The organism is Lentibacillus sp., assembly GCF_035301675.1.
Taxonomy (GTDB): domain Bacteria; phylum Bacillota; class Bacilli; order Bacillales; family Amphibacillaceae; genus Lentibacillus.
On the sequence record NZ_DATGTT010000051.1, the window covers coordinates 1 to 15,172 of the forward strand.

The 15,172-nt window shown below is 41.2% G+C and carries 17 protein-coding genes and 1 pseudogene; 4 read left to right on the top strand and 14 right to left on the bottom strand.

Annotated features, from left to right (window positions below; all coding sequences use genetic code 11):
• Positions 1-211: 211 nt before the first annotated feature.
• Together VK097_RS08640 and hmpA are read right to left on the bottom strand one after the other, a co-directional pair.
• Entirely contained in the window at positions 212-379 is a 168-nt protein-coding gene (locus VK097_RS08640; RefSeq protein WP_155554891.1) for a hypothetical protein, read from the bottom strand.
• Between the two features lie 44 nt (positions 380-423).
• On the bottom strand, positions 424-1,668 hold the full coding sequence (gene hmpA, locus VK097_RS08645) for an NO-inducible flavohemoprotein (protein WP_324211409.1): 1,245 nt from the start codon (positions 1,666-1,668) through the stop codon (positions 424-426).
• A gap of 470 nt (positions 1,669-2,138) precedes the next feature.
• Between hmpA and VK097_RS08650 the strand changes: the two genes are divergently transcribed.
• A complete protein-coding gene (locus VK097_RS08650; RefSeq protein WP_068444929.1) occupies positions 2,139-2,390 on the top strand; it encodes a hexameric tyrosine-coordinated heme protein in 252 nt (83 codons plus the stop codon).
• A 176-nt stretch (positions 2,391-2,566) separates the two neighbouring features.
• Here the strand turns inward: VK097_RS08650 and VK097_RS08655 are convergent, their stop codons facing one another.
• Both VK097_RS08655 and VK097_RS08660 read right to left on the bottom strand, forming a co-directional pair.
• Positions 2,567-3,550: a polysaccharide deacetylase family protein gene (locus VK097_RS08655; RefSeq protein ID WP_155554897.1), complete on the bottom strand. Its 984-nt coding sequence runs from the start codon at positions 3,548-3,550 to the stop codon at positions 2,567-2,569.
• A 27-nt stretch (positions 3,551-3,577) separates the two neighbouring features.
• On the bottom strand, positions 3,578-5,155 hold the full coding sequence (locus VK097_RS08660) for an FAD-dependent oxidoreductase (protein ID WP_324211410.1): 1,578 nt from the start codon (positions 5,153-5,155) through the stop codon (positions 3,578-3,580).
• Positions 5,156-5,286: 131 nt separating this feature from the next.
• Between VK097_RS08660 and VK097_RS08665 the strand changes: the two genes are divergently transcribed.
• Together VK097_RS08665 and VK097_RS08670 are read left to right on the top strand one after the other, a co-directional pair.
• Complete coding sequence (locus VK097_RS08665) at positions 5,287-6,300, top strand: DUF3231 family protein (RefSeq protein WP_068444933.1); 1,014 nt, start codon at positions 5,287-5,289, stop codon at positions 6,298-6,300.
• An 83-nt stretch (positions 6,301-6,383) separates the two neighbouring features.
• Positions 6,384-6,848 (top strand): hypothetical protein, encoded by a 465-nt coding sequence (locus tag VK097_RS08670; protein ID WP_068444934.1) that lies wholly within the window; start codon positions 6,384-6,386, stop codon positions 6,846-6,848.
• Positions 6,849-7,067: 219 nt separating this feature from the next.
• On the opposite strand, the pseudogene VK097_RS08675 reads toward VK097_RS08670, so the two are convergent.
• The 4 genes and pseudogenes from VK097_RS08675 to VK097_RS08690 all read right to left on the bottom strand — a co-directional run bounded on the left by VK097_RS08675 (position 7,068) and on the right by VK097_RS08690 (position 9,910).
• A pseudogene (locus tag VK097_RS08675) lies at positions 7,068-7,202 on the bottom strand (DUF6366 family protein).
• 334 nt (positions 7,203-7,536) lie between these two features.
• Positions 7,537-8,655 (bottom strand): alanine dehydrogenase, encoded by a 1,119-nt coding sequence (gene ald / locus VK097_RS08680; RefSeq protein ID WP_324211411.1) that lies wholly within the window; start codon positions 8,653-8,655, stop codon positions 7,537-7,539.
• A 218-nt stretch (positions 8,656-8,873) separates the two neighbouring features.
• Positions 8,874-9,632 carry an SDR family oxidoreductase gene (locus tag VK097_RS08685; RefSeq protein WP_324211412.1) on the bottom strand — a complete coding sequence of 253 codons (759 nt, stop codon included), beginning with the start codon at positions 9,630-9,632 and terminating at the stop codon, positions 8,874-8,876.
• Positions 9,633-9,757: 125 nt separating this feature from the next.
• On the bottom strand, positions 9,758-9,910 hold the full coding sequence (locus VK097_RS08690; RefSeq protein ID WP_324211413.1) for a hypothetical protein: 153 nt from the start codon (positions 9,908-9,910) through the stop codon (positions 9,758-9,760).
• A gap of 129 nt (positions 9,911-10,039) precedes the next feature.
• Here VK097_RS08690 and VK097_RS08695 point away from each other — a divergent pair, with 129 nt between their 5' ends.
• The gene (locus VK097_RS08695) at positions 10,040-10,474 is read left to right on the top strand and encodes a universal stress protein (RefSeq protein ID WP_324211414.1); all 435 of its coding nucleotides are present in this window, start codon (positions 10,040-10,042) and stop codon (positions 10,472-10,474) included.
• Positions 10,475-10,554: 80 nt separating this feature from the next.
• Here the strand turns inward: VK097_RS08695 and VK097_RS08700 are convergent, their stop codons facing one another.
• The 6 genes from VK097_RS08700 to VK097_RS08725 form a co-directional block, all read right to left on the bottom strand.
• Positions 10,555-11,064: a MogA/MoaB family molybdenum cofactor biosynthesis protein gene (locus VK097_RS08700; protein ID WP_324211415.1), complete on the bottom strand. Its 510-nt coding sequence runs from the start codon at positions 11,062-11,064 to the stop codon at positions 10,555-10,557.
• Between the two features lie 19 nt (positions 11,065-11,083).
• The gene (locus VK097_RS08705) at positions 11,084-12,274 is read right to left on the bottom strand and encodes an acetate kinase (RefSeq protein ID WP_324211416.1); all 1,191 of its coding nucleotides are present in this window, start codon (positions 12,272-12,274) and stop codon (positions 11,084-11,086) included.
• Between the two features lie 20 nt (positions 12,275-12,294).
• Entirely contained in the window at positions 12,295-13,272 is a 978-nt protein-coding gene (locus VK097_RS08710; RefSeq protein WP_324211417.1) for a class I SAM-dependent methyltransferase, read from the bottom strand.
• A gap of 115 nt (positions 13,273-13,387) precedes the next feature.
• Positions 13,388-13,888, bottom strand: a complete 501-nt coding sequence (gene tpx, locus VK097_RS08715) for a thiol peroxidase (RefSeq protein WP_324211418.1) — start codon at positions 13,886-13,888, stop codon at positions 13,388-13,390.
• A 105-nt stretch (positions 13,889-13,993) separates the two neighbouring features.
• Positions 13,994-14,581 (bottom strand): GerW family sporulation protein, encoded by a 588-nt coding sequence (ytfJ, locus tag VK097_RS08720; protein ID WP_324211419.1) that lies wholly within the window; start codon positions 14,579-14,581, stop codon positions 13,994-13,996.
• A gap of 14 nt (positions 14,582-14,595) precedes the next feature.
• The gene (locus VK097_RS08725; protein ID WP_324211420.1) at positions 14,596-15,171 is read right to left on the bottom strand and encodes a DUF2953 domain-containing protein; all 576 of its coding nucleotides are present in this window, start codon (positions 15,169-15,171) and stop codon (positions 14,596-14,598) included.
• Position 15,172: the final 1 nt, after the last annotated feature.

Below are 15,172 nucleotides of genomic sequence, written 5' to 3' on the forward strand. Positions count from 1 at the left end.
CTCGGCTCAAGAGTTTGCCGCCAACTTCCTTCAGATTCCACCTCACGATGGACACCCTTGTCTTTGGCTAACGGTTCCTACTACCAAGTCCGTAGGAGACTTTCACTCCCTAGACATAACACATGCCCGGCGCACAATAAAGGCACCTACCTTTAATTCAAGATAGGTGCCTATTCAAAAACTTCTTTTAGTTGGTATTAAGGAATAATATTTAACTATTCTTTTGTCTTTCTTCCAGCATCTTTTTTAATTCATCTTGCCCCTTCCGAACGATCTCAATCTCTTGCTCCAATGTCTGTAATTTATCTGTTAAAGGGTTTAATGCCTCTTGAAGCATTTCTTGCAAGCGTTGTGTTTTTTCATTTTCTTGTATTTTCATAATTATATTTCCTCTCCTCCTTCAAATAGGCTACGTATTCTTCTCTAACGTGTCGCTGTTACGGATGGCTTTTCAGATTTCTGTTCCTCAAGAATACTGACGGGACTAAATACTTCATAATGCATTTGTTTTTCTGGTACGCTCCAATCTTTGAGAGCCTTATTAACAGCCTTCATAAAAGGTACTGGTCCGCAAAAATAAAAGTCAGCCTGGTTGCTTGGTAAGATAGATTTCAACCAATCCAAAGTGATAAATCCTTCTTTATCAAAGTTTTGCATATCTCTATCTCTTGCAGTGGGACTATCATAGCAAACATAGGAGTTTACGTTTTGATATTCGGAGGCTAATTGCTCAATATGTTCTTTCATCGCATGGACAGAGCTGTTTTGCGTTGCATGGATATAAGTCACAGATTGCCCTGTTTCAGCTAGTGTATTTAACATACTCATGAGAGGAGTTAGCCCAATGCCCCCACTAATCAAAACAACTGGCAGATCTTCGTTACTAATTGAAAAATCACCGGCCGGGACAGCAAAAGGCAACGTATCCCCTTCCTGTACATGATGATGCAAATAGTTTGAGACAATCCCATCAGGTACCTTTTCATTGCCTTCTTCCCGTTTGACACTAATTCGGTAATAGTCTTTGCCCGGTGCATCAGATAAACTGTAATGTCTCATATGGGTATACGTTTCACCTTCGATATCTGCTTTTAACGTCAAATACTGTCCGGGTTCATACGAGGAAATCGGCAGTTGATCGTCGGGTTTTAAATAAAATGATGTTACAAGGTCAGTCTCTTTAACCTTCTTTACAACACAAAAGTCACGAAATCCACGCCAACCACCAGATTTTTGTTCCTTCCCCTCATATAGATCATGCTCAATATTTATAAATGCATCAGCAATAGTGTTATAGGCCTCGCCCCATGCGTCAATTACTTCATCTGTAGCTTTATCTCCAAGAACATCTTTTACGGCCTGAAGAAGGGCTTCACCGACAATAGGATATTGGTCTGGTTTGACGCCTAGGGCAACGTGCTTTTCAGCTACCCGCATGATCAGCGGTTCAATATTCTTTAAATGGTCTAGGTTTTCACCGGCCGCATAGACAGCGTACGTCAATGCTTCCTGTTGCAACCCCCTTTGCTGGTTGGTTTGATTAAACATATTGTATAACTCTGGAGCCCTTGAAAAAAGCAGTTTATAAAAGCGTGTCCCTATTTCACGGCTATGATCTTTTAATACAGGTGCCGTTGATTTAACAATTCTGAGTTTGGTTGAGTTCATTTTATGATCTCCCTTCAACTTAAAAAGTTTTTTTAAGATCCCCTATAAAGCCAAGACTTTAGGGGTTTTTCATCCACTTTTTCACCTTACTAAAAGAAGACCTTCTAACTCTGTGATATGAATCACGATATATCAGTTTAATTTGACAGTTATGTGGCATTCATAGCACATTTGCAGAAAAATTCATGGAATTGAGTTCCATATACTAATCTAAAAGTATGCAATCTTTCTTTCGGATAAGTGCTTTTTCATTAAAAATAGTGGTTAGTTGTCGAGGTCAACGCTATATTATTAATCTTGGAACAACGAAAGAACCAAACTGGCGCTAAATAATCTCTGATTTAGCTGATGAATTTCACTGATATGATAGATGTCAAGCTTTTATGTATTCATTACGCAATTAAAAACAGACACTTGCCGGCTTGCATGCGCATATGTATATCAGTATATATGCAAAGGAAGTGAACCACATGTCGAATGATCAGCTGCAAATGCTGCTAACACAAACGCCAGAGGAAGGGTTTGAATTAGCTGTTAAGCTTGCGCAAAAAGGGGTGGAGATTACACAGCCTTCTGAAGAGATTAGGCAAATGTTGCGTCCGGTATATTCCAGAAATGCGGATAGCTTAATAGCAGTATCTCAAGTTGTCGCAATCCATTTTCAAACAGTAGCTGCCGCAAATAACTATTGGAGGATGCAGACACCACAATACTGGTACTGATAACACTTAACTAATGAGATCAGGCGCAATTTATAGGAAAGTTGCGCCCCTTGCATGAATTGTTATTCCGTAAACTGATCTATTTCCGCAATACAGGACGCCAATCTTTATTCATGAATGGCTTCCGATGGTTGGACGATAATTTGTCTTAGGTTTTCCTAATGGAGATATAGACATTACAATCCATGTTTAATTATTCCCGGAACACTTGGTACATCAATGCGTTCTTCATCCATCAGTTCACTGACAGAACCCACTTGATACCCTTTCTTTTTAATTCCTGATAGCATTGTCTTTAGTCCCTTTGCCACCGGTTTTGTTGGGTGCATCAGGATCATTGTGCCGTTCTTCACTTTTGACACAACCCGCCTGACCATTTCTGAGGCTATAGGCTTCCTCCAATCCACTGTGTCAACTGTCCAAAGGATTGTTTCCATACCAAGCTGATCGGCAATTTCAACTGTTGTTTTATTATAACTTCCACTTGGCGGGGCAAACCATTCAGGCTTTATGCCAAGTGTTCTTTTAATGATATTATTCGTTTTTTTCAATTCCCTTATTGTCTCTGATTTTGACCGTTGATTTAAATCAGGGTGGCTAAAGGCATGATTCCCGATTTCGTGGCCAGCCTGCTTAATTGTTTTTGCAAAATCGGGATTTTTTTTAACCCAGCTGCCATCAAAAAAGAATGTGGCCTTCACCCCGCTATTCTTCAGAACCTTGAGAATCTCTGGGATATATTCATTGCCCCATGCAACATTAATTAAAAGGGCGACCATTGGTTTTTGTGGATTTCCCCGGTAAATAGGTGCGGAATCAAGATCTTCAAGGTGGACATCTGGCGGTATTTGTTTATAAACAAGTTGATTTACGTCAAAATGACCATCCTGTTCCATGATGTTATAACTGGTTTTCACATCCACAGCCAACCCATTATACCCTGGAATCGCTCCCCATATGTTATCAATACGTGCATCAATTGCCGGAATTTTATGTTCCTTATTGTACGCTTTAATTTTCTTGTAAAGGGCATTATTTTTAATTTCCTTTGCAGTTACAGGTGATCCCATAGCCCACTGTTCGGAAAACATGTTCAAAGGATTAAAAAATGTTCCAAGCAACGAAAGCATTATGGCAAAGGATACCAGGGATTTTAAAATGCCTTTTTTCTTCACCTTTTCTCACCCCTAATAACCGGATTCCTCAGATGTCAGGTTTTCCAGCATTTGATAATCATGGCGTTTTAATGGCTTTTCCGCTGGACCCTCAATTACCTCACCAGTATAGGTGAAACGCGAGCCGTGGCAAGGACAATCCCAAGTGCGCTCACCACTGTTCCACTCAACCTCACAACCAACATGTGTACAAGTTGTGTCAACGATGTGCACCGTACCCCCTTGATCCTTATACGCTCCCTTCCTTTGTCCCTTAATACTTATAACGGCAGCCTCGTCATTAGCTAAATCCTCAACTGTTCTATTAGGAATTTCAAGTTTTCCTTTAATTAAATGGCTAACAACGTCTGCATTGTCCACGAAAAAGTTTTTCAGACTTGGATTCACAGAAAACCGTGATGGTGCAAATAATTTATGGTAAGCATTTGTTTTGCCTAAAATGCTTGATTGAAATAACAAAGCGGCAACTGTTCCATTTGTCATCCCCCATTTACGGAATCCTGTTGCAATCATAATATTCGGCTGATCAGAAGTTATCGGTCCAATAAAAGGTACCTTATCCTGTGTAACAAGATCTTGTGCAGACCACCGATACGGTATTTTGTCCACATCAAAAACATTTCGACTGAAACGTTCTAAAGCCTTGTAATGCTCCATTGTATCCATACCCTGCCCTGTTTGATGGCTTTCCCCAACAACCAAAACCATATCTTCCCCATTTACTCTTACAGAGCGAAGGGAACGTACAGGGTCATCTGCACTAACATATATACCACCTGGGTAGTCTTCTTTTGTCTTAACTGCGAGAATATAGGAACGATCAGCATGCATTCGTGCCGAATATAATCCCATTCCCTCATAAAATGGAAAATGGGAGCAAGCTATGACATGATTTCCCGTTGCGCTTGCTCCATCGCGGGTAAGGACTTTTGGATGTTTTCCAGTCTTTACATTTACACAAGGTGTGTTTTCGAAAATTTTCCCGCCTTTATCCACAATCTCTTGAACCAGGTGAGCTAAATACTTAAGAGGATGAAATTGTGCTTGATTTTTCATGACCAAGCCCTTTTTTATATCAATATTGAAAGGAATACTGTCCACCATTTCGCCGTCAATTCCAAGCTTTTCATAAGCCTTTGTCTCATTCTCAAGTTTATTGGCGTATTTTTCTGTAGTGGCATATAGGTATGCATCCTGTTGGATTAGCTCACAATCGATTTCCTCCTCTTTTACTGTATCTTTAATAAAATTCAGTGCCTTCATGTTTGCTTCGTAGTATAATCTTGCTTTGCTTTTACCGATATTTCGAATGAATTCATCATAAATCAAACCATGCTGTGCTGTAACCTTGGCAGTAGTATGACCGGTGGTGCCGTTTAACAATTTATTTGCTTCTAATAATGCAACTTTAAAACCTTCATTTGTTAAAAGATAAGCTGTGGTGATACCGGTAATACCACCACCAACAATCACAACGTCCACTTGTAAATCCTCTTTCAATTGAGGGAAATCCATTTCATCAACAGAATCCCTCCAATATGATTTTGTTGATTCCGGTAACCGCCCGTCTGTGTGACCTTTATCAGGCATTCTAATACCTCCGTATTTAATGTTATTCCATATTAGAATGTCCATGCAGAAGTATATTATGCTAGTGGTTCGTCATAATAAAGAAGAAAACGTGCATAATAACATAAGACATTTTAAACTGGAGGTCCGGCATGATGAAGAACATTCCTTTATCGTCTACAGAATTAGGAAATCTATGGCAAGCATATCAGGAAAAATCAATGGCATTACATGTTTTAGAACGTTTTATTAAAAATTCCAACGATGAACAAATCCAAGCTATTTTGCAATCCGCCCAAGATATTGAGACGAAAAATACAAACGCTATTAAAGCAGTTTTTCAGAATGAGGGGGTTGCAATTCCTGTAGCCTTTACGGAAAAAGATGTTGACAATAACGCTCCCCGTTTATTTGATGACAATTTTCATTTAATGTTTGTACGACTGTACGGCAAGATTTTGATCGGCCTTTACGCCTTGCACTCAGGGATGTCTTATCGTGAGGATATCTACAACTTATATCACGATTTTACATCAGATAGTCAAAGAATTTATAACGAAGCCACACAATGTCTATTAAAGAAAGGTGTTTTAGTACGTCCCCCCAGCGTACCTATGCCGAAAGAGGTTGAGTTTGTTAAAGATACAAGTTATACAGGCGGCTTGAATCCCTTTGGGAAAAAACGTGTACTTAATACAGTTGAAATTGGTCTAGTTTACCAAGCATTAGAAGCAAACATTACGGGGACGCAATTGATGGCAGGCTTTGCACAGGTTGCTGAAAACCCTGATGTTAAACAATATTTTCAACGCGGAAAGGAACTTGCGGAAAAGCAAGTGTCCATCATGAGTGACTTTTTAGTAAAAAGCGATTTACAGGCGCCTTCCACCTGGACAGGGATTGTATCTGACTCAACTGTTTCACCGTTTTCCGATAAATTAATGATGTATATGACCAATTTATTATCGATGTTTGGTATGGGAAATAATTCAGTTGGGGCAGCGTTTAGCTTTCGAAGTGACCTGCTTTTACAAATGGGGAAAATCCTGGCAAATACATTCGACTTTGCCAAGGACGGAGGGAAAATTATCATCAAACACGGTTGGATGGAAGAGCCGCCCCAAGCAGCAGACAGAACAAAATTGTCAAGGGGACAGAACAAATAAGGATTGGCATGCAAGTTAAGCGTTGACCGATCTATCATTGCACAGGGGAATCCATAAAATAACATCTATAACGGACGGATTACATGAATCAAAATCATAAATATGAAATGCTTTTTTGGAGTATTGCCTTGCCGGGCTTTGGGCAATTATTAAACGGGAAGTATATTAAGGGAATTATATTTGTTTTGTTAGAGTTTTTAATCAATGTGTTGGGAAGCTTTAATGAAATAATTATTTTAAGTTTTCAAGGAAACGTAGAAATGGCCATTGAGCAGACGAACTATCAATGGCTTATGTTTTATCCTTGTTTATACTTTTTTGCAATGTGGGATGCTTTTAAAGATGCAGGTGGAGGAAAAGAACCGTATTCATTTTTACCGTTTGCATTTTCAGCATACTTTGTGACTGTGGGGACAATCTATTCATCAAACCTAACCCTATTTAATGTATTATTGGGACCTGTCTGGCTTCCAATATTGAGTGTACTCCCAGGATTGTTTGTAGGATTTTTGTTAAAAAGGATACTTACAAAAAAGTTAATCTCATGATTAGCTTTTTTCTTTTCCGCGAAAATGTTTGTTCCCAATAAATTTATTTTTTTAATGTCCTCAAAGCGCATTCTTCTATTAAAAATACGACTCTTTCAAGAGTAGAAATTTATTCCAATTATCGCAAAAGATTGGCGACAATAAAGTTGTGCTTTTCTTCCACAATCTGGCCCGATTGCGGAAGACCAATTTCACTTTTGTCATTATACTAAATCATTTTTAACGAAAGAAAACGGCATAAATTATAAACCCAAATATTATTATAAGAATAAATATACCAGTGCCTTTCCATCCTAAAACTTCCTACCAAATCAACAAGACACCAATAGCACCTCTATTTAGTTAATCACTCAAGTTGCCAGATGGGTTGTTTTTCCACTCTTGTTGCCTCAGTCTCTCTCTTCTTTTTTAAAATGTTTCTTTGTCTTTAATCATTTCATCAAACCTTTTTTAATAATCTTTAGACTTATTCTAACATAGAGACTCAAAATACCTGGGTTAAATTTATAAAAGCATCTCTCTTTGCGCAATATACGTTAAATTAGCACTGATATTATTTATTCAAACATTGTCATACCAATAAAAAATAACGCACTAAATTTTATGTGATTTAGTACGCTAAATATAATGTGATTTTTTATTTTCTCCACAGTAAGTGAACTACTTATGAAAAACCAGGAACAGCTTTTTATTTGTTCAGCAGTGAATGTACATCTTCATATTGTAGTTCGTGAGCTTCAGCAACTGCCTTGAACGTTACATAGCCATCCAGCGTATTGATGCCTTTCAGCAATGCTTCATTGTCAAGGCATGCTTCCCGGTAGCCTTTATTGGCCAGCTTCAGAGCATATGGCACTGTGACATTTGTCAAGCCGATTGTTGCTGTGCGCGGTACTGCTCCGGGAATATTAGGAACGGCATAGTGTACAACGCCATGCTTTTTATATGTCGGATCATCATGTGATGTGATACGGTCACTTGTCTCAACAATGCCACCCTGGTCAATAGCAACGTCAACAATAACCGAATCTTCCGGCATGGCCTTGACCATATCTTCTGTAACCAATGTAGGCGCCTTGGCTCCCGGAATCAGCACAGCACCAATAACAAGATCTGATTCCGCCACCGCATCAGCAATATTTTTCGGATTGGACATCAGTGTGTTGATATCTGATCCGAACATCGCATCAAGTTCACGCAGCCGCCCCGGATCCAGATCAATAATGGTCACATCAGCACCGAGACCCATTGCGATTCTGGCAGCATTTGTCCCAACACCGCCACCGCCGATGACAGTTACTTTCCCGCGTTTAACGCCCGGAATGCCTGAAAGCAGAATACCCTTCCCGTTCTTTGTTTTTTCCAGAAACTGGGCTCCAATTTGCGAAGCCATTCGTCCGGCAACCTCGCTCATTGGTGTCAGCAACGGCAGTGTTTCATTGTCCAGCTGTACTGTTTCATAAGCGATGCCGACTACTTTGTTATCAATTAAAGCTTTCGTCAATTCTGGTTCAGCCGCCAGATGCAGGAACGTCAATAAAATTTGTCCCTCATAAAAGTAGTCATACTCCTCGGGTATCGGTTCCTTTACTTTCATAACCATTTCTTTTGACCAGGCTTCTTCTGCCGTGGAAACAACCACTGCTCCTTCATCGGTATAAGCCTCGTCGGTAAAACCTGAGCCAAGCCCCGCACCTGCCTCCACATAAACTTCGTGACCGGCATTTGTCAATGTGACTACGCCGGCGGGTGTCATGGCAACCCGGTTTTCACTGTTTTTAATTTCCTTTGGCACACCAATTTTCAAAACAATTACCCCCTTCTGAATAATGCGTGAATAATCCGGGAATTTCCCCGCTGAATGATAGTTGTACGAATCGGAGTTGTACGGGCAGCTGATCCCCCATTATCTTTCCGATTCCTTGAAATATTGAAGTGGGAGCGTTGCTGCCCGTTTTGAAGCCGGATAATATTATATGAAAGCATTTTCATTATAACAAATTCCCATAAAAAACACATTAAATGCTATCGATAACGGTTAATTACATCGACGCCGCCTGTAATTTCAAATACAGACCCTGTTATCATATCGGAGTCCTCATCACATAAAAACAAAATCATCCGTGCAATATCCTCTCCTGTACCGGGTCTGCCGATTGGCGTTTTATCATTTTCCACTCTTCTGCTGTCAACGATTCCGGCTTCCTTCATCTTACCGGTGATATTGCCCGGACAAACCATATTGGAGGTGATTTGATTTTCAGCCTCTTCAAAAGCAATCGTTTTCGTCAAAGAGGCCAAACCGCTTTTCGCTGCTGCAAACGCAGAACGATACATCCAGCCGGAAGCATTGTTGGCTCCCTGAAAACCATAGTTGACAATTCTGCCAAAACGCTGCCTCCGCATATAGGGAACTGTCAGCTTCAGCAAATAAAATACCGCATCAAGGTTGCCGTTGATCATTTCATCCCACTCATCTTCTGAGTAGTCAAGCAGTTTTTTTCGTTCAAATACAAAAGGGCCTGCATTGTTTATTAAATAGTCGATGCCGCCGTGGTATTCCACAGCGCGATTTATCAGTTTGTTCAGGTCCTCTTTTTTCGTAACGTCCGCTTGTTCAATATGTAATAAATGGCTGTATGATGCAAGTTCTTCCCGGACTTCACGGGCTCTTTCAGGATTACGGTGATACGTTGTTGTGACACGGTGCCCGGCTTCCAGAAAACTTTGGATCACTTGGCGTCCCAATCCGGATGTGCCTGCCGTTATTAATGCATGTCCCATCAACTGTTCCTCCTTTTCTGACATTCATAAGAAGCGAACTCTCATTATACAGGAAATTATAACATAATATAATAGCGTAAGTCAGAAAAACAATCCACCCTTGAGGAAGGATGGATTGACCAGCATTAATTTTTCTGGTTGTTATACGTGTGGATGCTGCGGTTATTGGAAAGTTTGTTTTTATCTTCAATGACACCGCTTTGGTAGCTTTCAAATAGTTGATGTTTTACTGTTGAAATGCCTTTTTTATCTTCAAAGAACTTATTTTTCTTTGCCAAGTTTCATCACCTCCATTTTTAGTGTGCTCACAATAAGGACACTAAAACAGTAATTTACGTTTCCAGTTTTGGTAAATATGATTGTAATAAGGGTGAAAAGGGTATTAAAATAATAAGTAGAAGGAGGGGTTGACGTTGGAATATAAGCATATCGTTGTGGCAATTGACGGTTCTGAGGCTTCTGAAACAGCATTCCGCAAAGCACTGGCTATTGTTAAACGGAATGATGCCCGAATGATACTTGCGCATGTGGTTGATTCAAGAACTTTTGCAACAGCGGAAGCGTATGACCGGACACTCGCAGAACGTGCAGAAGAATATGCTAAAGACCTCGTGGACAGTTACATGGAAAATGCAAAAACAGCCGGGGTCACCAATTTGGCAAGATGTGTGGAATATGGATCGCCGAAGGTTAAAATTGCCAAAGACATCGCCGGCAGCTTTGAAGCAGATTTGATTGTGTGTGGTGCAACAGGTATGGGAGCAGTTGAGCGGTTCTTGATTGGCAGTGTGTCTGAAAGCATTACACGTTATGCCAGCTGTGATGTGCTGGTTGTTCGCTAACAAATTTATCTCCGCACCCTTTTTAAATAAGCTGTTATCGCGCGATCTTGAACATATGTCGCGCGATTTTATGCCAGCCTTCATTTATCTTTTCTCAATTCGTTTGCGACATGACTCAGTTCCGGAATAATCAGCTTGTTCATGGCTAATTTCACAGCACCTGATGAACCGGGCGTGGCAAAAATCGCCTTGTTGCCAATCACCCCGGCAATAGCTCTTGACAATATCGCAGCCGAACCAATGTCTTCCTGATAACTCAGCATGCGGAAGATTTCCCCGAATCCGGTCATCTCCTTATCGAGCATCGGCTGGATGGTCTCAATCGTGACATCACGACAGGCAATTCCGGTTCCGCCATTTGTTAAAATAATGTCAATATTTTCTTGTTTGCTGACTTCCAGCAATTTTGACAGGATAGCATTGCCTTCATCAGGGATGATCGATCGATCACAGACAACATGACCGGATTCAGTCAGTAAATCTGCCATCAAATTTCCGCTTTTATCGGTTTCCTCAGTTCTTGTATCACTTATTGTTATAATCATACAATGGACCGAGGCTGTCGCCCGTTTATGCTGATGAACAGACAAAATATCTCCCCCCTTAACATTACGCCGTTAACCGGACAGTGTCCCGTGCGATCATAACTTCTTCGTTCGTCGGTATGACCATGACTTTGACCGGAGAATGCGGATAATTGATGAATGCCTCTTTTCCCCGTATTTTATTCCGGGAAGGATCCCAATAGACACCCATAAATTCAAGGCCGTTCAGCACTCTTTCCCTGATTACATCACTATTTTCACCAACACCAGCTGTAAAGATAATCGCGTCAACACCGGACATTCTTGCAGCATAGGATCCCAGATATTTGTGAATGCGGGCTGCAAATACTTCCAAGGCCAATTTTGCGCGATCATTTCCACCGGCCTGCTGCTCAATATCACGCAGGTCGCTTGAAAAGCCGGATAAAGCAAGCATACCGCTTCTCTTATTTAAAACATTGACGACTTCATCTGCTTCTTTGCCGGTTTTCTCCATAATATATGGAATGAGCGCCGGGTCGATATTTCCCGACCTTGTCCCCATTGTCACACCAGCCAAAGGTGTAAAGCCCATCGAGGTATCAATCGATTTGCCTTTATCAATGGCAGCAATACTGGCGCCATTTCCCAAGTGGCAGGAAATTATCCGCAGCTGATCAACCGGCAGTCCCAGCATTTCCGCTGCCCGCTGAGAGACATATTTATGCGATGTGCCGTGAAAGCCGTATTTGCGAATACCATAATCTTTATAATACTCATATGGCAGACTGTATAGATATGATTTTTCTGGCATTGTTTGATGAAAGGCGGTATCAAACACCGCAGCCATTGGCACATCCGGTAAAATTTCCTGGAAAGCGCGTATACCAGTCAAGTTTGCCGGGTTATGCAGCGGAGCCAATTCAGATACTTCTTCTATCGTTTGGAGGACATCATCCGTTATCACAACCGAATCACTGAATTTTTCACCGCCATGGACAACCCGATGCCCAACCGCATCAATCTCATCCATTGACTGAATGACGCCGGACGATTTGAGCTGCTCCAGCAGTTGTTTGACAGCTGTTTCATGATCCGGTATATCCATCACTGTTTCATCTTTCATCTCACCGACTTCAATTGTAAAAACAGAATCAGAAAGTCCTATCCGTTCAACGAGCCCTTTTGCCAAAACGTTTTCCTCAGGCATCTGGAACAGCTGAAACTTAAGTGAAGAACTGCCGGCATTGATAGCCAGTACATTTACATTAGACATGCTAACCCACCTTCATACAATCACTTATTCATATTCGCCGAAAACCAATCATTCATCTGTGCTAGAATATCGTTCATGGCATTTGTGTTTTTGAACGACGGCACCTGAGCTAACAGCGGCTGTTTTAGAGCAGTTGTGTCCGGTCCTTTCTTTTGCAGTATCAGGATGCTTTTTCGGTTCTTTTCTGATTTGAAAGCTGATTCCGGGAGCTGTATAACACCTATAATATGAGCATTTTCCTGAAGATAGGCATGCAGCTTATCAGACTGATCACTGTCAAACAGAAATTCAGGAATAACGAAAATCAAATAGCCGCTTCTTTTGGTATAATTCAGGCTTTGTTCAATGAAAAGATGATGCGCATATGAATGACCCTCATCCGCTTTCAGTTCATAATCATTCGCCCGGGTATCATCAGGATAATAACCGACAGGCAAATCACTGATAACCAAATCGACCGGTTCCATCAAAAATGGCCGTAAGCTGTCCTGATGAAAAAATTCAATTTCCTTCTTTTGCAGGTTGGCATTCAATACGGCAAGCTTTATCAGAGTTGGGTCGACTTCTCCAGCTGCAGCATGCTTCAGACTGTCCACGTGCTCCAAAACGGTTGTTAGGAGATTACCTGTCCCGCCGGCTGGATCAAATACCCGGAGATTTTCTTCACCTTTGGTAACCTTTGCTGCCAGATAACCGACAAACATGGCAACTGTTTCCGGTGTCATTAGATGCTGCTGCTGTGTTGCTCCTTTCATTCCCTTTAAGATAGCCAATTGAACGGCTTTTCGCATCTCAACTACATCATAAGACGCTGTCTCCGGTATCGCTGGGAGCTTTTTAATGAGATTCTCATCCATATCATCGGGCGGACCCTGATAAAAAATAACATCGAGTGCTATTGTCAGACTGTCCAAATATGTTTCATTCATAGAGTGCTGGATGGTTTCAGTTAAATGATCGATTTCTTCAAACAATCGTTCTACGTTCGTTTTTTCCATGGCATAAATCCTCCGATCCATTGTCTCACAAGGCGTTTCTATTGTACCAAATGACCGGCGGATCCAAAAACAAAAAGCTCCCCTGCTATGTTCTGCAGCAGGAGAGTTATGAAATTTATTCTGCTTTTTGTGCTGCTTCTAAAGCACGGTCATAATCAGGATGGGTGGTAACTTCATCAACATATTCCACATATGTGACATTGTCATTTGAGTCAACCACAAATACTGCCCGGGCGAGAAGACGGAGTTCCTTAATCAGCACGCCGTATTTTTCACCGAAATCCGCATTACGGTGATCTGATAATGTATCCAGATTTTTAACTCCATTTGCTGCACACCAGCGTCCCTGGGCAAACGGCAAATCCATGCTGATAGTTAATACTTGTACGTTATCCAGCTTGTCTGCTTCTTCATTAAAGCGCTTTGTCTCATCTGAGCAGACACCGGTATCGACAGACGGAACGGCCGCAATCAGTTTAATTTTGCCCTTGTAGTCACTGAGTGAAACTTCCTGAAGGTCGTTGGTCAAAACTGTAAAATCCGGAGCTTTATCACCGGCTGATATTTCATTCCCTAACAGTGTCACCGGATCCTCGTTGAATGTTACTTTCCCCATTTGAATCATCCCTTCCTGTAAATATTAACCTATAGTCTTATTATGAATGGAATGATCATGTATGTCCACTGTCAGAGGTGCAGAAATGCGTGAAAAATTTGTGAATTATATATCAAAATTCTGATCAAATTGATCATCAAATTGCTGTGATTTCCGCTGGCGCCTTTGATCCTGCTGAGGCGGATCTTCCTGTTGAGGTTGCTCTTGCTGCTGTTCTTCCTTCTGCTGCTTCTCCTTCTTCTGGTTATCCTGATTTTCCTTGCTGCGCTGCTGACCGGATTGCTGTTTTATTTTATCCGGCAGTCCTGACTCTTTTAACAGCTGCTGGATCTTTTCCACCGCTTTAGGCGCAAAATCCATCATTTTTTCATATATATGTGTACTTTCATCAAGATGAATCATTTTAATTCCTTTTGGATTAACAATTAAAAATGCAACAGGGGTAACTGAAACACCTCCGCCGCTTCCGCCGCCAAATGGCATGGAATCTTTTCCACCTGATTCCCCGGAGCTGTCCCCATTGAATTCGCTTCCGCCTGCAGCGAATCCAAATCCCAGTCTCGACACTGGTATGATTACACTGCCATCCACCGGTGATTCAATAGGATCGCCGATGATTGTATTAACCTCAGTCATATCTTTCAAATTTTCCATTGCTGTTGTCATTAAGCCCTGTATTGGATGTTCATCCATGATAATCCTCCTTCTTAGATGGTAGCTTCTCGTTTCACAGAATATTTTCGTATGACTTTCAGTAATGCATAAATAGCTTGCCCTGTTCTAATGGATATCATGCAGTCAAAAGTCGACTGAATCTGTTTTTGATTATAAAGAGGTATCACCATAATCGATGGTTTACAGAGAAAATGACTTTTCGCAGATAATATTCCCGTCACCGCGCCAATTGAGCTCCATACTCCGCCGGCAGCCATCCCTGTCGTATGCGCTGTACCGGTACCGATTTCCGTCCGCCATGAAAAGTCATGAAACCGCAGCCGTTCCAGGATGAATGACACAGTCTCATGAAAGTCTTTTGTTTTCCGTACAAAATTTTGGCTGCTCTTATGTAAAAGCGATAAAATCTCCTGAAACGATTCCTCATGGTCCGGATCTTCTTCCGCTAAATCAATTGATTTTTTCAGCAACCTGACTCGATAAAAGTAGCAGGCAATCCGAATGACTTGTTCTTCCTGGGTTAACGTAATGGAACTGAACACTTTAATGCGTGAATATAAGACCACAATAAGAAAAAAGAGAAGGAATATCAGAATGCCAATAACCATT